The 17261-nt window shown below is 64.5% G+C and carries 14 protein-coding genes; 5 read left to right on the top strand and 9 right to left on the bottom strand.

All coding sequences use genetic code 11. The features are described 5' to 3' along the window. Positions 1-44 precede the first annotated feature (44 nt). The 6 genes from FZZ93_RS06840 to FZZ93_RS06815 all read right to left on the bottom strand — a co-directional run bounded on the left by FZZ93_RS06840 (position 45) and on the right by FZZ93_RS06815 (position 5967). Positions 45-1364: a branched-chain amino acid ABC transporter permease gene (locus tag FZZ93_RS06840; protein ID WP_149321580.1), complete on the bottom strand. Its 1320-nt coding sequence runs from the start codon at positions 1362-1364 to the stop codon at positions 45-47. Then, a complete protein-coding gene (locus FZZ93_RS06835) occupies positions 1361-2368 on the bottom strand; it encodes a branched-chain amino acid ABC transporter permease (protein WP_149321579.1) in 1008 nt (335 codons plus the stop codon). Before FZZ93_RS06835 ends, FZZ93_RS06840 begins: the two co-directional genes overlap by 4 nt. Before the next feature lie 40 nt (positions 2369-2408). Beyond that, positions 2409-3113: an ABC transporter ATP-binding protein gene (locus tag FZZ93_RS06830; protein WP_013330874.1), complete on the bottom strand. Its 705-nt coding sequence runs from the start codon at positions 3111-3113 to the stop codon at positions 2409-2411. A 77-nt stretch (positions 3114-3190) separates the two neighbouring features. Then, entirely contained in the window at positions 3191-3961 is a 771-nt protein-coding gene (locus FZZ93_RS06825; protein WP_149321668.1) for an ABC transporter ATP-binding protein, read from the bottom strand. Positions 3962-4041: 80 nt separating this feature from the next. Next, positions 4042-5487, bottom strand: coding sequence for a sodium-dependent transporter (locus tag FZZ93_RS06820; protein ID WP_149321578.1), 1446 nt, complete (start codon positions 5485-5487; stop codon positions 4042-4044). Between the two features lie 150 nt (positions 5488-5637). Beyond that, on the bottom strand, positions 5638-5967 hold the full coding sequence (locus FZZ93_RS06815) for a hypothetical protein (RefSeq protein WP_149321577.1): 330 nt from the start codon (positions 5965-5967) through the stop codon (positions 5638-5640). A 181-nt stretch (positions 5968-6148) separates the two neighbouring features. Between FZZ93_RS06815 and FZZ93_RS06810 the strand changes: the two genes are divergently transcribed. Next, the gene (locus FZZ93_RS06810) at positions 6149-6493 is read left to right on the top strand and encodes an I78 family peptidase inhibitor (protein ID WP_149321576.1); all 345 of its coding nucleotides are present in this window, start codon (positions 6149-6151) and stop codon (positions 6491-6493) included. Between the two features lie 90 nt (positions 6494-6583). On the opposite strand, the gene typA is transcribed toward FZZ93_RS06810, so the two are convergent. Further along, positions 6584-8410, bottom strand: a complete 1827-nt coding sequence (gene typA, locus FZZ93_RS06805; RefSeq protein ID WP_149321575.1) for a translational GTPase TypA — start codon at positions 8408-8410, stop codon at positions 6584-6586. Between the two features lie 486 nt (positions 8411-8896). Between typA and glnA the strand changes: the two genes are divergently transcribed. The 4 genes from glnA to ntrC all read left to right on the top strand — a co-directional run bounded on the left by glnA (position 8897) and on the right by ntrC (position 13713). Beyond that, on the top strand, positions 8897-10303 hold the full coding sequence (glnA, locus tag FZZ93_RS06800) for a glutamate--ammonia ligase (protein ID WP_149321574.1): 1407 nt from the start codon (positions 8897-8899) through the stop codon (positions 10301-10303). Between the two features lie 209 nt (positions 10304-10512). After that, complete coding sequence (locus tag FZZ93_RS06795; RefSeq protein ID WP_149321573.1) at positions 10513-11094, top strand: DUF4124 domain-containing protein; 582 nt, start codon at positions 10513-10515, stop codon at positions 11092-11094. A 173-nt stretch (positions 11095-11267) separates the two neighbouring features. Continuing rightward, entirely contained in the window at positions 11268-12314 is a 1047-nt protein-coding gene (glnL, locus tag FZZ93_RS06790) for a nitrogen regulation protein NR(II) (RefSeq protein ID WP_149321572.1), read from the top strand. Further along, complete coding sequence (gene ntrC, locus FZZ93_RS06785) at positions 12307-13713, top strand: nitrogen regulation protein NR(I) (protein WP_149321571.1); 1407 nt, start codon at positions 12307-12309, stop codon at positions 13711-13713. The genes glnL and ntrC overlap by 8 nt, the downstream gene beginning before the upstream one ends. A 149-nt stretch (positions 13714-13862) precedes the next feature. On the opposite strand, the gene FZZ93_RS06780 is transcribed toward ntrC, so the two are convergent. Together FZZ93_RS06780 and FZZ93_RS06775 are read right to left on the bottom strand one after the other, a co-directional pair. Further along, positions 13863-15680: an aminopeptidase P family protein gene (locus FZZ93_RS06780; RefSeq protein ID WP_149321570.1), complete on the bottom strand. Its 1818-nt coding sequence runs from the start codon at positions 15678-15680 to the stop codon at positions 13863-13865. 3 nt (positions 15681-15683) lie between these two features. After that, complete coding sequence (locus FZZ93_RS06775) at positions 15684-17255, bottom strand: peptide MFS transporter (RefSeq protein ID WP_149321569.1); 1572 nt, start codon at positions 17253-17255, stop codon at positions 15684-15686. Between the last annotated feature and the right edge of the window lie 6 nt (positions 17256-17261).

The following is a 17261-nucleotide window of genomic DNA, read 5'->3' as shown; positions in this document are numbered from 1 at the left end:
GGCGCTTTTCGATTACCGCCTTCCGTCCGTCTTCCTGGTCGGCATCAGCCGTGATGGCGTACCTTCTCGGGCAGCATGCCCTTGGGCGCGAAGCGTAGCACCAGGCTGATCAGCAGGCCGATCACGAAAACCCTGGCCTGCAGGGCGCGGCTGTCCAGGTTGGTGGGGGCGTCCCAGCCGAAGGTGGCGCTACCGATGTCGACGGCCAGTTGCATCAGAAACAGCGCCAAGGGTTCGGACATCAGCCAGATAATATAGACCGCCACGGCGCCGAAGATGGTGCCCAGATTGTTGCCCGGCCCACCGAGGATCACCATCACCAGCACCAGGAAGGTGTGGTTCAACGGCAGGTAGCCCTGAGGATCGAAGAGGCTATTGAAGCTGGCCAGCACGGCGCCGCCGATGCCCATCAGAATGCAGCCCAGCACGAAGATCTCCAGGCGGCGCTTGTTGATGTCCTTGCCCATGGCCGCAGCGGAGACTTCATTGTCGCGGATGGCGCGGATCATTCGCCCCCAGGGGGCATTGTAGGCGCGATGCAGCAGGAAGAAGATCACCGCGATGATCACCGCGGTAACCGAGAGATACAGTGCCCGGGCCAGGGTAAAGCCCACTTCGCCGGGGCCGGGCACTGGCCAGGGCAATGGCGAGACGGTAGCGGTGCCGCGTGTCAGCCAGTCGGCATTCTTGAGAAAGGCCTTGATGATCTCGGCGATGCCGATGGTGGCGATGGCCAGGTAGTCGCTGCGCAGCCCCAGGCAGACATGGCCAATGAAATAGCCGACGCCGCCGGCCAGGGCGCCGCCGACGATCCAGCCGAACCAAACCGGCAACGCCATACCCCCGATAAAACCGGCCTGCGACTCGATTTGGCCGGCCACCTCGCGGAAGTTGTTGATCACCACCATGTAGAGCACCACGCCGAGCACTACGGCGATCAGCGTGCGTAATGGCTTGGGAATACCGATCCGGTCGAGGCGGGAGGCGGCGACGACCAGAACGATGGCGGCGAGCATGTAGAGTAGCGCCAGCCCCAGCTCGCCGGGCAGCTCGCTGTTCCAGAAGGCCTCGTTGACGGGGATACTAAAGAACATGGCGCAGAAGCCGCCGAGGGCGACGAAGCCCATCACGCCGGCGTTGAACTGCCCGGCGTAGCCCCACTGAATGGTCAGCCCCAGGGCGAGGATGGCGTAGCAGGCCGACTCCACCAGCATGCGAGTGCCATAGGCCGAGCCCATGGCAGTGTAGACCGCCAGCACCACGACCATCAGAGCCAGAAAGAGGGTCAGCTCGCGTAGCGGGAAGCGACGTGGCGCGGCCACGCTATCGGCACGTTGTTGGCTCGGGGGACGCGGCTGTGTCATGTGATCACCTTACCCTTGAAGATGCCGGTGGGGCGCCACACCAGGATGGCGACGAGGATGAAGAAGGGCACCACAATCTTGTACTCGGTGCCGACGAAGGCCAGGTTGCTCGGCAGAGCCAGCCACTCGGGCAGGCTGTCGCGGAAGGGCCTCAGCAACACGCTCCAGTTGAAGACCGCCAGGGACTCGGCAAAGCCGACCACGAAGCCGCCGGCGACGGCGCCGAAGGGATGGCCCACGCCACCGACGATGGCCGCCGCGAAGATCGGCAACAGCAGGAAGAAGCTGAGGTCGGGCTTGAAGGTCACGTCCAGCGACAACAGGGTGCCGGCGATGGCGGCCAAGCCGCCGGCGAGCATCCAGGTCACCGCAACGATGGTGTTGGTGTTGATGCCCGAGGCCTGGGCCAGGTCGGGGTTGTCGGACATGGCACGCATCGCCTTGCCCAACCGCGAACGGCTGAGGAAGAAATGCAGGGCCACCACGCAGATGATCGTCAGCGCGAACAGATAGAGCTGGGGTTCGGTGATCACCACCGGCATCCGCACGCCCTCGATGGGGATCGGCAGGCGGAAGATTTCCTTGCGGTCATCCACATAGAGGCTGGAGCCGCCGGTGCCGGCAAACAGCCGGATCAAGCCCTGCAGCATCAGGGTCACGCCCAGCGAGGCGATCACCATGACGATGGGTTTGACGCCATGGGCGCGCAGCGGCTTGTAGAAGGTGTGGTCGATGCCTACCGCCAGCCCAGCGGTCAGTACCATGGCCAGCGGCAGCATGAGTATCGGCGTGGGTACGCCGATGGCGGCGCCGGCCTGCGGGAAGAGGGTGGTCAGCAGCAGCACCATGAAGGCGCCGAAGGTCATCATGTCGCCATGGGCGAAGTGGGCGAAGCGCATGATGCTGAAGATCAGCGTCACGCCCACGGCGCCCATGGCGTAGATCGAACCGGAAACACTACCGGCGATCATCACGTTGTTGATAAAGAAGACGAGTTCGTTCAAGGCATAGCCTCCAGATGGTTTCGTCGACGCCGAGCGAGGCTCAGCCGCCCAGAAAACTCTTGGCGACGTCCGGATCGGCCAGCAGGGCCGCGCCGGTGTCGGTGAAACGGTTCTGGCCGGCGGCCAGCACGAAGCCCCTGTCGGCGATGCCGAGCGCCTGCTTGGCGTTCTGTTCGACCATCAGCACGCCCACGCCGGCGGCGTTGATCTCCTTTACCCGGGCGAATATCTCGTTCATGTAGCGCGGTGACAGGCCGGCGGTAGGCTCATCGAGCAGCAGCAGGTCGGGCTCGGCCATCAGCGCGCGGCCCATGGCGACCATCTGGCGTTGTCCGCCGGATAGCTCGCCGGCCGGCTGGTGGCGCTTGTCGTACAGCGGCGGGAAGAACTCGTAGATGCGTGCGAGCATGCGCTTGACGTTGTCGGGCTTGAGGTAGGCACCCATCTGCAGGTTTTCCTTCACCGTGAGGCTCGGGAAAATATTGTGTTCCTGGGGTACGAAGCCCATGCCGCGCTTCACCAACTGGTTGGGCGGCTGATTCTGGATGGGCTCGCCGTTCAGCAGGATTTCGCCCTGACTGACATTGAGCAAACCGAAGATGGCCTTGAGCATGGTCGACTTGCCGGCCCCGTTGGGCCCGACGATGACGCCGACCTCGTTGGCCTCGATGGCCATGTCCACCCCGTTGAGGATGTTCATGCCGCCATAGCCACCGTGCACGTTGCGTGCGTCGAGTAGAGGCATAGTGAAGAGTCTCTGCGTTATCGAGCGCGTCTTGGCGTCGCCCGCTTGTTGTCCGAGTTATCCGATGGAGTGCTGCCTCAGGCAACGTCGGCACCGAAGTAGGCCTCGATCACCCGCTTGTCGTTGCGTATCTCCTCGATACTGCCCTCCATCATCACGCTGCCCTGGGCGAGCACGATCACTGGATCGCAGAGCCGCGCGATCATGTCCATATCGTGCTCGATGACCAGGAAGGTGTAGCCCATCTCGCGGTTGAGGCGCTCGATATTGCGCATGAGGTCGCCGAGCAGGGTGCGGTTGACCCCGGCGGCGATCTCATCGAGCAGCACGATGCGCGCGTCGGTCATCATGGTGCGGCCAAGCTCGAGAAGCTTCTTCTGGCCGCCGGAGAGGTTGCCGGCCAGCTCGTTGCGCACATGGTGCAGGCCGATGAAGTCGATGACATCCAGGGCCCGCCGACAGACCTCGGCCTCCTCGCGTCCCACGGCGCGGGGCTTGAGCCAGGTGCTGAACAGGTGCTCTCCGGCCTGGCGAGGCGGCACCATCATCAGATTTTCCAGCGCCGTCATGTTGGCGAACTCATGGGCGATCTGAAAGGTGCGCAGCAGGCCCTTGTGGAAGAGCTCATTGGCGGGGCGGTTGGTGATGTCCTCACCGTCGAGTCGTACCTGACCGCTGTCCAGCGGCAGGGCGCCGGCGATGATGTTGAACAGGGTCGACTTGCCGGCCCCGTTGGGGCCGATCAGGCCGGTGACCGAGCCCTGCTCGACCTGGATCGAGCAGTCGTCGATGACCTGCAGGCCACCGAAGGCCTTGTGAACATGCTGTACGTCGATGATGGCAGACATGGTGGTTCCGTCGATGTTGTTCGTTGTTGTCATTCGTTGTTGTCATTCGTTGTTGCCATTCGAGGGTGTCATCCTCGCCTTCAGGGATTCCGGTGCTTCTCCGTCAGGAAGGTACGGCTGGCGGCAAAGGCGCCCACGATCACCACCGCACCGATCAGCGGGAGCAGGTAGCCTTCCACCTGCGGGATGGCCCGCAGAAACACGAAGGCCACCGCCGCCGGCGAGACGAAACGTACCAGGAAGCGCCAGGTGTGGAACCAGCCTTCGCTGGTGCGCAACTCCTTCATGACTTCGCCGTGGGTCAGTGCCCAGCCGGCGAACAGCGAGATCATCAGCCCGCCAAGGGGCATGAGGATATGGGTCAATAGCTCCAGCAGGCCGAAGGCGCTGAGTCCCAGGAAATCGTGGAAAGGGCTGTTCTCGGCCCAGACATTGAAACTGAATACGCTGAGCAGGCCGAGTGCCCAGCTGGCGATGACCATCGCGGCCACCGCCTGGGCGCGGTTGAGGTCGAAGCGCTCCACCAGGAAGGCGGCGACCGGCTCGATCATCGAGATCGCCGAACTGATGGCCGCGCCGAGTACCAGGATGAAGAAAGCGCAACCCACCAAGGCGCCGCCGGGCATCTCGGCGAAGGCCAGCGGCAGGGTGACGAACATCAGCCCCGGCCCCTCGTCCGGCGCGAGATCGGCGCCGAAGACCAGCGCGAAAATCGCCAGCCCGGCGATCAGTGCCACGGCGGTGTCGACCACGACAATGGCCAGGGCGGTACGGGTCAGCGAGGCTTCGCTGGGCATGTAGGCGCCATAGGCCATGATCGCGCCCATGCCGAGGCTCAGGGTGAAGAAGGACTGGCCCATGGCGGCCAGCCAACCCTCGACGCTGAGTTCGCTGAGCTGGAAGGTGAGCAGGAAGTTTCCTGCTGCGTTCATGTCGCCATGCATGGTGCTGTAGGCCAGGATGACCAGCAGAATCACCAGCAGAGCCGGCATCAGCACGCGCAGGCCGTTCTCGATGCCGCGATGAATGCCGAGCCCGACGATCAGGCCCGAGGCCGCGATGAAGAGCGTGTGGTAGAGCGTCAGCAGGGCCGGCGAGGCGAGCAGGGCGTCGAAGCTGCTGGCGATGGTGGCGGCATCGGCGCCGGCCAGCGAGCCGGTGATCATGCGCCAGCTGTAGTGCAGGGCCCAGCCGGCGATCACCGAATAGAAACTGAGAATGATGAGCGCCGAGGCGGCACCCAGCCAGCCGATCGACTCCCAGGCGCGTGAGGTGCCGTGGGTGCGGCTCAGAAAGCGCATACCCATGATCGGGCTGCGTCGGCTGCTGCGGCCGAGCAGGATCTCGGCGATCAGGATGGGGACGCCGACGGCGAAGAGCGTCACGGCATAGATCAGCAGGAAGGCACCACCGCCGTTCTCGCCCGCCAGGTAAGGAAAACGCCAGAGATTGCCGAGCCCTACCGCCGAACCCACTGCAGCCAACAGGAAGGTTCCCTTGTGCGTCCAGATATTGTTCGTACTCATCGAGGTCCCGCGATTGCTCGGGGCAGGAAGCATTCCACCCCGGGGTTGCCGGCCGAATCGTCTTCAACTTTGCGACATCCGGACGGTGCTTGGCTAGTGGGCGAGCGTTTAGGCGTCGTTGGCGGCGGTGGATGGTAACTACGCGCGGAATCAGTCCTGTTCTTCTTCCTCGTCATCCTTCTCGTGGGGGTGGTTTGGTTCCAGAGCGCGATCGGTGTCGGCGAGGCGCACGGTGTCGCCCAGCTCGAGTTCACCGACGCTTTGCTGGCGGCGGCCATTGTCCGGTGCGATCAGCGCTACTACGTCACCGATATTGGTATCCTCGACGCGCGCCTCGACCCGCACACGCACCGAGAAGCCTCGGTACAGGGCCGTGATGATGCTGCCGACTTGCGGCTCCGATGCGTCGTTGGGATGGTCGGCATAGAAACGCAGAACGCTGTTGGCGCCGGGGTCGTCCCAGTCGATGTGCTTGTGCATGGCCTGGTCTCGCGCTGCGGGAGTGTTCTCCTAGCCTAGCCGTTGTTGGGCGGAGGGCAAAAGAGCTTTGTCCTGATGGCAAGGAAGAGTCCTGATGGCAAGGTGGGGAGGCAGCGATGGACGTTTCGGCTTGGCCACCATACGCTGGACGGAAAGCTGGTTATCACGGAAAGGAGCCAAAATGCTGCATCGAACTCTCACCGCCACGGCTGCGGCCATCATGCTCACGAGCCTGCTCGCGGGCTGCGCAGGATCGGCGTCGACATCGAGTGCCCCGCCCCGGGATGAGGCGCCCAAGCCGCCGACCATGAGCCAGACGAATGATGCCTGTGGGGCTCAGCAGGTGCAGGGCCATATCGGCGACTCCTACACGGAGGCTCTGGGCGAGCGTCTGGAACGGGACAGCGGCGCGGCGACCGTTCGGGTGAAGCGGCCGGGGCAGGCCGTCACCATGGAGTTTCGCGCGGATCGCCTCGATGTGAGCCTGGACGACGCTGGCGTGATTCAGGCCATCCGTTGCGGATGAGGCCTGTCATCATTGGCCCGATGAGTGAAACGAGCCGGAGGAGGCATTGCTCCCCCTCCGCTCATGCGGGCTGCACCAGGCGTTGCGCCGTTACTTCTTCTTGGCGCGCTTGCGCTCGTTTTCGCTGAGCAGCTTCTTGCGCAGACGAATGTGGTTGGGAGTGACTTCCACCAGTTCGTCGTCATCGAGGAATTCGATGGCCTGCTCCAGGGTGAAGCGTATCGGCGGTGTCAGGATCAAGGCTTCATCGCTGCCCGAGGAGCGCATGTTGTCGAGCTTCTTGGCCTTGGTGGGGTTGACCACCATGTCTTCGGCGCGGTTGTTGATGCCGACCAACATGCCTTCGTAGACCTCGGTGCCGTGCTCGATGATCAGCTTGCCGCGATCCTGCAGGGCGAACAGCGCATAGGCCAGGGCCTTGCCGCTGACCATGGAAACCAGCACGCCGTTGCGCCGCTCGATGGAGGCGTCGGGCTTGAGCGGACCATAGTGGTCGAAGCGGCTGGTCAGGATGCCGGTACCTGACGTCAGGGTCAGGAACTGGCCACGGAAGCCGATCAGGCCGCGCGCGGGGATGATGAAGTCCAGGCGCACCCGGCCTTTGCCGTCGGGGTTCATGTTCTTGAGCTCGCCCTTGCGGTAGCCGAGCTCTTCCATGATGGCGCCCTGGTGCTCCTCCTCGCAGTCGATGATGACTTCTTCGTAGGGCTCCTGCGAAACGCCGTCGATCTCGCGGATGATGACCTCGGGGCGACCCACTGCCAGCTCGAAGCCTTCGCGGCGCATGCTCTCGATCAGCACCGAAAGGTGCAGCTCGCCACGACCGGAAACCTTGAACTTCTCGGGGCTGTCGCCCTGCTCGACGCGCAGCGCTACGTTGTGGATCAGCTCCTGCTCGAGACGGTCCCGGATGTTGCGGCTGGTGACGAACTTGCCGTCCCTGCCGGCGAAGGGCGAGTCATTGACCTGGAAGGTCATGGACACCGTGGGCTCGTCGACGGTCAGCGCCGGCAGGGCCTCGACGTCGGCCGGGTCGCACAGCGTATCGGAGATGGCCAGGTTCTCGATGCCGGTGATGCAGACGATATCGCCGGCGGTGGCCTCTTCGGTCTGTACGCGTTCCAGGCCGAGGTGGGTCATTACCTGGCCGATCTTGCCGCGCCGGGTGTTGCCCTCCTTGGAGACGATCGTGACCTGCTGGTTCGGCTTGACGCTGCCGCGGGTGATGCGGCCCAGGCCGATGACGCCGACATAGCTGTTGTAGTCCAGCGCCGAGATCTGCATCTGGAAGGGCGCTTCCAGTTCGACCTTGGGCGGCTCGACGATGTCGACGATGGCCTGGAACATCGGCGTCATGTCATCGGTGAGCTGGTCCGGCTCGGGACCGGCCACGCCGTTGAGCGCCGAGCAGTAGATGATCGGGAAGTCGAGCTGCTCGTCGCTGGCGCCGAGGTTGTCGAACAAGTCGAAGATCTGGTCGATGACCCAGTCCGGGCGCGCGCCCGGGCGGTCGATCTTGTTGACCACCACGATCGGCTTGAGGCCTTGGTCGAAGGCCTTCTGGGTCACGAAGCGGGTCTGCGGCATGGGGCCATCGACGGCGTCCACCATCAGCAGGACCGAGTCGACCATCGACATCACGCGCTCGACCTCGCCGCCGAAATCGGCGTGTCCGGGCGTGTCGACGATGTTGATGTGGTAGTCGCGTTCGTCGGGCCCCTGCCAGCGAATCGCCGTGTTCTTGGCCAGGATGGTGATGCCGCGCTCCTTCTCCTGGTCGTTGGAGTCCATGATGCGTTCCTGGCCCTCAGCCTTGCGGTCCAGGGTGCCGGACTGCTGGAGGAGCTTGTCGACCAGGGTGGTCTTGCCGTGGTCGACGTGAGCGATGATGGCAATGTTGCGAAGATTCTCGATCACGACGGGATCCTGCTGGGAAAAGTGGGGCAGCATTATAGGGTCAGGGCCGTGACGCTACCAGCCTTGTGTCCGGAAATCCGCTTCCCGAGTGAAGTTGATGCGGTTGTGAGGCGCTTCTGCCGCCGCGGAAAGGGAATACCAGCATCAATGCACTGAATTGGTGCTTTGTGCTGAATACCGCTCCATTTTGGTTCATCGAAAGGCGTCTATGTCGCATCGATACAGGGCGGTGGGCAGGCCAGCTCGGCTCGGGAGAAGTAGGGAGGAAAATTTTACTTCGCAAGATCAGGGTGCTACGAGAGCCGGGTGAGTGAATGCGCCATTTTGGCACGCTTTCTGCTTCATCATCGCAAATGCCGTGGTCGCCTCGGCGGTCATGGGCAACCGGTTAACGGCATGCTACAACGTTGGCTGCCGACCAGCGATCAAGACGCTTTGAATACGACGTTTCAGAGTTAACGAGCCAAGCTCATTGTGGAGGATCTCATGTCTGACAAGACGCTCGCCCTGATTGAAGAACATGATGTGAAGTGGGTCGATCTGCGCTTCACCGACACCAAAGGCAAGGAACAGCACGTCTCCATTCCGGCTCGCGATGTGGACGAGGAGTTCTTCGAGAACGGCCAGATGTTCGATGGTTCCTCCATCGAAGGCTGGAAGGGCATCAACGAATCGGACATGATCCTGCGTCCGGAAGACGGTACCGGCTTCCTCGACCCCTTCACCGAAGACGCCACCCTGGTGCTGCGCTGCGATATCATCGAACCGGCCACCATGCAGGGCTATGAGCGTGATCCGCGCTCCATCGCCAAGCGCGCCGAGGCATATCTGCAGTCTTCCGGCCTGGGCGATACCGCCTTCTTCGGCCCGGAGCCCGAGTTCTTCATCTTCGACGAGGTGCACTGGAAGGCCGATGCCGAAGGCGCCATGTACAAGATCACCTCCGAAGAAGGTGCCTGGGCCACCGACCGCCAGGTCGAGGGCGGCAACATGGGGCACCGCCCGCGGGTCAAGGGTGGCTACTTCCCGGTACCGCCGGTGGACAGCTTCCACGATATCCGTGGCGTGATGTGCAACACCCTGGAGGCCATCGGCCAGACGGTCGAAGTGCACCACCACGAGGTGTCCAACGCCGGCCAGAACGAGATCGGCGTCAAGTTCAACACCCTGGTGAAGAAGGCCGACGAGCTGCAGGAAATGAAGTACGTGGTGCACAACGTGGCCCACGCCTACGGCAAGACCGCAACCTTCATGCCCAAGCCGGTGGTCGGAGACAACGGTTCCGGCATGCACGTCCACCAGTCCTTCTGGAAGGATGGCCAGAACCAGTTCGCCGGTGACGAGTATGCTGGCCTCTCCGAGATGGCGCTGTACTACATCGGCGGCATCATCAAGCACGCCCGTGCCCTGAACGCCTTCACCAACGCGTCGACCAACTCCTACAAGCGTCTGGTGCCGGGTTTCGAGGCGCCGGTAATGCTGGCCTACAGTGCGCGTAACCGCTCTGCGTCCATCCGCATTCCCTACACCGCGAGCCCGAAGGGCAAGCGCGTCGAGGCCCGTTTCCCGGACCCGACTGCCAACCCCTACCTGTGCTTCGCGGCGATGCTGATGGCCGGTATCGACGGCATCAAGAACAAGATTCACCCCGGCGATGCCATGGACAAGAACCTCTATGACCTGCCGCCGGAAGAGGGCAAGGCCATCCCGACCGTGGCCGAAAGCCTCGACCAGGCGCTGGACGCGCTGGACGCGGATCGCAGCTTCCTCACCGAGGGCGGCGTCTTCACCGACGAGACGATCGATGCCTACATCGAACTCAAGTCCGAAGATATCGAGCGTCTGCGCATGGCGACTCACCCGATTGAGTTCGACATGTACTACAGCTGCTGATCGCCGGCGCTTTAGCGCCGCGTTACAGTGAGAAGAAGCACGCCCACCGGGCGTGCTTTTTTGTGCAAACCCAGTTTTTGTGCAAACCGCTCCGCAGCAAGCCGACTCATGCGACGCGGCATCGTCGGGCGTATCGGGGCTCGCTACCTGCTCGGACAGCGCCTAGTCTTCAGTCCGAGGGCAGGGTGCTCGATGATGGGGAAGGGCTCATGGATAGGCCGACAATCACGATGTTGCTGTGCCTCGTGATGGTGAATCAGGCAATGGGCGGTCAGGCCCTCTACCGCACCATCGATGCGCGGGGTCATGTGTCCTTCTCCGATGACCCCTCGCGTGGCGGCGAGCCGGTCGAGCTCGCGCCGATCAGTGTGGTGCCGGCACTGCCGGCCTCGTCAACGGTGACTCGTGCAGCATCGAGCGACGCCGACGGCGATGCACCCTCCCGGACGTATGACGTCTTCACCATCGCCGCACCCGACGATGACACGACCTTGCCCACGGGATTTGCCGGTAATGTGCGGGTACGGCTCGCACTGCGGCCGGCGCTGCGTGAAGGGCACAAACTTCGTCTGCTGCTCGATGGCGAAATCGTGAGGCCCGCAGCGCGTGAGCCGGTCATCGAACTCGTCAATCTGGTGCGTGGCGAGCACCGGCTGCGGGCAGAATTGCTCGATGCGCGGGGTCAGGTGCTGCGGCGCACGCCCGCGGTGACGCTTCATGTGCAGCGGGCCAGCGTGAACCTGCCGCAAAATCCCCATCGACCCGATTCCCATGGCCAGGCCGACCGCTGAAGGTGCATCGATCGACCAGGATCGTGCATGCACCATAGTAGTGCACTAGGATGGTGCACAGTCTCGGTGTCTGTTGCCCGCCAGTGCCCGTATCTCGGTCGTGCCCGAAGTGGCGCGCTTCTTGCACCAGACTTCTCCAGTTGGAAACTTCTTCGTGTACGGCGGGAACGCTCATGTATCAACGCCTGATGGAACATCTCACCACCGCCGTGCTGCTGCTGGATGGCCAACTGCGGCTGGAGTGGATGAATCCGGCGGCCGAGGCGCTGCTGGCGCTGAGCCGTTCGCGGGTGACGGGCCAGCCTCTGCCGGAACTGGTCGTGAGCGAGGAGGATATCGGTGAGCTACTGACCAAGGCGAGGGACGAGTTTCACCCCTTCACCCAGCGCGAGGCGCGCTTGACGCTGCACACCGGGGATCTGCTGACCGTGGACTACACTGTCACGCCGCTGTCCCGGGATGAGCTGCTGCTGGAAGTGGAGCCCCGCGACCGCCTGCTGCGCATTTCCCGGGAGGAGGCGCTGCAGACGCGCCAGGAAACCATCAAGGTGCTGGCGCGCGGCCTGGCCCATGAAGTCAAGAATCCCCTCGGCGGCATTCGCGGCGCGGCCCAGTTGCTGGAGCGCGACCTGGAAAGTCCGCAGCTCACCGAATTCACTCGGATCATCATCGAAGAGGTCGATCGCCTGCGCGACATGGTGGACGCAATGCTCGGCCCCAATCAGGTCGAACGCCATGAACCGCTGAATATCCACAAGGTGCTGGAACGGGTGCGTTCGCTGCTCACCGTCGAGCATCCGAGCGTGACGATCATCCGCGATTACGACCCCAGCCTGCCGGATCTCTTCGGCGACGAGTCGCAGATGATCCAGGCCATGCTCAACGTGGCGCGCAATGCCGTCGAGGCGATGACGGAGTCTGATGTGCCGGCCCCCAGCCTGATGCTGAAAACGCGTGCCCGGCGACAGTTCACCCTGGGCGCCGAGCGCCATCGGCTGGTCTGCGAGGTGTCGATCATCGACAACGGTCCGGGCATTCCCGAGCGACTGCGCGAAACCCTGTTCTATCCGATGGTCTCGGGGCGTGCCGAGGGCAGTGGGCTGGGCCTGTCCATCGCCCAGTCGATTCTCCATCAGCACCAGGGGCTGATCGAGTGCGACTCCGCGCCCGGCCACACCGAATTCCGCCTGCTGATACCGCTGGAGAAACCCCATGAGTGAAGCCGCTCGCGTCATGATCGTCGATGACGACCGTGCCATCCGCTGGGTGCTGGAGCGTGCCCTGGCCCAGCCCGACCTGGAGGTCGAATGCGTCGAACGTGCCGATCGGGTGCTGCCACGGCTGCTCGAGGAGCCGCCCGACGTGCTGGTCACCGACATTCGCATGCCGGGGATCGACGGTTTGGATCTGATGGCCCGGGTGCGGGAGGCGCATCCCGACCTGCCGGTGATCGTGATGACCGCGCATTCGGATCTCGACAGCGCCGTGGCCTCCTATCAGGGCGGCGCCTTCGAATATCTGCCCAAGCCCTTCGACGTCGACGAGGCGCTGGTCCTGGTACGTCGCGCCGTGGCCCATGCCCGGGAACGCCAGCGGCCGGTCACGCCTCCGGAGGGTCTCGAGACCGAGATCATCGGCGAGGCGCCGGCCATGCAGGAGGTGTTTCGCGCCATCGGTCGGCTCGCTCAGTCACACATCACGGTGCTGATCAACGGCGAGTCGGGTACCGGCAAGGAGCGCGTGGCCCAGGCGCTGCATCAGCACAGCCCCCGGGGCAGCCGGCCCTTCATCGCCCTGAACATGGCGGCGATTCCTCGCGATCTGATCGAATCCGAGCTGTTCGGTCATGAAAAGGGCGCCTTCACCGGCGCCACGGCCCAGCGGCAGGGGCGTTTCGAGCAGGCTGATGGCGGTACCCTATTCCTCGACGAGATCGGCGACATGCCCGCCGAGACCCAGACCCGCTTGCTGCGGGTGCTGGCCGATGGCGAGTTCTATCGGGTCGGCGGCCATACGCCGGTCAAGGTAGATGTCCGCATCATCGCCGCCACCCACCAGCATCTCGAGGAGTTGGTCGACGAGGGGCGCTTTCGCGAGGATCTCTTCCATCGCCTCAACGTGATTCGCATTCACCTGCCGAAACTCGCCGATCGGCGCGAGGACATTCCCCGCCTGGCGCGTCATTTCCTCGCCGAGGCCGCCAAAGAACTGGCCACCGACGTCAAGGTGCTGACCGAGGAAGCCGAGGAGCACCTGACTCGTCTGGCCTGGCCGGGCAACGTGCGTCAGCTCGAGAATACCTGCCGTTGGCTGACGGTGATGGCCTCCGGGCGTGAGGTGCTGGTGGAAGACCTGCCGCCCGAGCTGCGCGATGGGGAAAGTGGCGGCGCCTCCGGCGATTGGCGACTGTCCTTCCGTGATTGGGCGGACCGAGCCCTGGCCGCCGGCCATACCCACCTGCTGGAAGAGGCGGTCCCGGATTTCGAAAAGATCCTCATCGAGACCGCGCTCAAGCATACCGGCGGACGCAAGGGCGAAGCCGCCGAGCTGCTGGGCTGGGGGCGCAACACCCTGACCCGCAAGCTCAAGACGCTGATGCCGGAAATGGCGGAGGACTGAGCTACGAGCTACGAGCCACGAGCTACGAGCTACGAGCTACGAGCTACGAGCTACGAGCTACGAGCTACGAGCTACGAGCGAGGGGCGCCGACCGAGTCGGCGCCCCTCTCTGATATTGGCTTTAGCTTAATGGTAACGCGACACCCCGATCAGCCGCGGGCGAGCGGTTGAGTGCGCTTCTCGAGCCAGGCCAGCGCCTCGCCCTCGAGCTTGGGCGCGAGACGCTCGCGCACGTCGGCGTGGTAGGCGTCGAGCCAGTCGATCTCGCTTTCGTCGAGCAGGGAGGGCTCGATGCAGCGGGTGTCGATGGGGCACAGCGTCAGGGTCTCGAAACGCAGGAAGTCGCCGAACTCGCTCTCGGCAGCGGGACGGTTGGCCACCAGGTTCTCGATGCGGATGCCCCACTTGCCGGGACGGTACACGCCGGGCTCGATAGAGGTGATCATACCGGGCTGCATGGCGGTATGTGGTGCCACCGGGGCGTGCCAGGCGATGACCTGCGGGCCTTCGTGGACATTGAGGAAGTAGCCCACGCCATGGCCGGTGCCGTGGCCGTAGTCGCGGCCGCTGGTCCACAGCGGCGCACGGGCGATGGCATCGAGCTGCGCCGAGGGAATGCCGCGCGGAAAGTGCGCCCGGGACAGCGCGATGGTGCCCTTGAGCACCAGGGTGTAGTCCTCGCGATGCGCGTCATCGATCTCGCCTACCGGGACCACGCGGGTGATGTCGGTGGTGCCGCCCGGGTACTGGCCGCCGGAGTCGATCAGCAGCAGGCCGTTGCCTTCGATGGTGGCATGGGCCTCCGGCGTGGCGTGGTAGTGCGGCAGGGCGCCGTTGTCATTGAAGGCGGCGATGGTGGAGAAGCTGCGGCTGACGAAGCCCGGGCGTGCCGCGCGGGCAGCGGTCAGCTTGTCGTCGACGGTCAGCTCGGTGACGGTCTCACCCTGGGCCAGGGCGTCTTCCAGCCAGGCGAAGAACTCGCAGAGTGCCGCGCCGTCCTCCTCCATGGCCTGGCGAACGTGCTCCAGGTCGCCGTCGCTCTTGCGGCCCTTGGCCAGGGTGCTGGGCTGGAAGGCCTCGACCAGGGTCGCGCCGTCCGGCAGGGCCTGGCGGGTGCCGAGGGTAAGGCGTGCCGGGTCGATCAGCACGCGTGACCCTTCGGGTAACTCGGCCAGCTGCGAGGCCCAGTCGGTATAGGGCGCGATCTGGATGCCATCGGCGGTAAGCGATTCGCGCAGGGTGGCGTCGAGCTTGCCGGGGGCGACGAACAGGGTGGCCGTCTCGCGACCGATCAACAGATGGGCGAGGAAGACCGGATTGAAGTCCACATCGGCACCGCGCAGCTGGGTCAGCCAGGCGATGTCGTCCAGGGTCGAGATCGGGTGCCAGTCGGCCTCGTGCTCGGCCATGGCCTCACGCACCCGGGCCAGACGCTCGGCGCGGCTCTCGTCCAGGTAGGTGCTGTCGTGGGCGTAGAGTGGTGCCTCGGGCAGCGAGGGGCGATCCGGCCAGATGCTGTCGAGCAGGTCCAGATCGCCGCGCAGTTGAATGCCGGCCGGCGACAGGGCCTCTTCCAGGCGCCGGGCGCTGGCCAGGGCGACGACATTGGCGTCGAAGCCCAGGGTAGCGCCGGATTCGAGGTTTTCGGCCAGCCATTGCATGGGCGCATCGCCCTGGCCGGGGTGCAGCTTCATCAGCTCGATGCCGCTGCCGGCCAGTTGCTCCTCGGCCTGCACCCAGTAGCGGCTGTCGACCCAGACGCCGGCGGCGTGCTGGGTAATCACCAGGGTGCCCACCGAGCCGTCGAAGCCGGACAACCAAGCCCGGCCGGCCCAGTGCTCCGGCAGGTATTCGGAATTGTGCGGATCGGAGGAGGGCAGCCACCAGGCGTCAATGTCGTGCTCGCGCATGGCATCGCGCAGGGCGGTCAGGCGCTCTGCCGGGGAAGTAGGGGCTTCACGGGACATGGATCAGGCTCCGGTTGAGTGAGTGGGCTGTGTCGGCTCGGCGTTCGTTCCACCCTTGAGCATACGCTTGATGAGCGGTGTCAGCAGCGCCAGGACGAGAGCGCACAGCACCAGGGCGAGGGCCGAGCGGCCGAACAGGTTGGGCAATTGCTGGAGCTCCTCGGCGTTGACGTGGCCGCCGATCAGGCCGGCCACCAGGTTGCCGAGCGCCAGTGAGGTGAACCACAGGCCCATCAACTGGCCGCGAATGCGCACCGGCGCCAGCTCGCTCATGGTCGAGAGACCCACCGGGCTCAGGCACATCTCGCCGAGTGTCAGCAGCAGGAGGCTGGCGGTGATCCACAATGGCGAGACCTGGGCATCGCCGCTGATCACCTGCTGGGCGGCCAGCATCATCAGGCCGAAGCCGGCGGCGGCGAACAGCAGGCCAAGCGTGAACTTGGTGGCACTGCTCGGCTCCAGGCCACGGCGCCCCAAGGCGGGCCACATCCAGCCGAACAGCGGGCCGAGCAGGACGATGAAGATCGAATTGAACGACTGGAACCAGACGGTGGGGATCTCCCAGCCGAACAGCGCGCGGTCGGTATAGTCGTGGGCGAACAGGTTGTAGGAGGTGGGTTGCTGCTCGAAGGAGGCCCAGAAGAAGGCCGAGGCCACGATCAGCAGGAAGGCTACCACCACACGGGTGCGCTCGCGGTTGTCGAGGCCGGCGAAACACAGCAGGTAGATGAAAAAGGTCAGCGCACAGACGATGATCACGCTGGTCATGCCTGCGGCGATGGCAACAGGATCCAGGACGATCACGCCGGTGGCCACCAGCGCCACGAATAGCGCCGTCAGAGAGGATAATACGGAGACGACCAGGCCCACACCGCGCCGACGTACGGCCGGTGCGTCCCAGCTGGCCTCGCGGCCGCGCAGGCTGTCGGAGCGTCGCATGGCGGGGATCGCCCACAGCCGGAAGATCAGCAGTGCTGCCAGCATGCCGAGTCCGCCCATGCCGAAGCCCCAGTGCCAGCCGTGTTCGCGCATCAGCAGGCCGGTGAACAGTGGCGCGAGCAGCCCGCCGATGTTGATGCCCATGTAGAAGATCGCGAAACCGCCGTCGCGACGCGCATCGCCCGTGTCATAGAGACTACCGACCATCACCGTGATGCAGGTCTTGAACAACCCCGAGCCGATCACGATCAACAGCAGGCCGATGAAGAACAGGGTGGTGCCCCACAGGGCGGAGAGGGCGATGGCCAGGTGCCCCAGGGCGATCAGAATGGAGCCGTACCAGACGGCACGCCGCTGACCGAGCCAGTTGTCGGCCAGCCAGCCACCGGGCAGCGCCGAGAGATAGATCGCCCCGGCGTAGATGCCGACGATGGCGGAGGCATCCGCGCGACTGAAGCCCAGACCGCCGTCGTAGAGGCTGGCCGCCATGAACAGCACCAGCAGCGGGCGGATGCCGTAGTAGGAGAAACGCTCCCACATCTCGGTGAAGAAGAGCGATCCCAGGGCTCTGGGATGGCCGAAGAAGCCGTTGTCGCGTCGGGACGCGCTGTCCGGCGTCGGGGAGGTTGAATGCATGAGACC

The organism is Halomonas eurihalina (assembly GCF_008274785.1).
Taxonomy (GTDB): Bacteria; Pseudomonadota; Gammaproteobacteria; order Pseudomonadales; family Halomonadaceae; genus Halomonas; species Halomonas eurihalina.
This window is presented reverse-complemented; position numbering and strand designations above follow the sequence as displayed.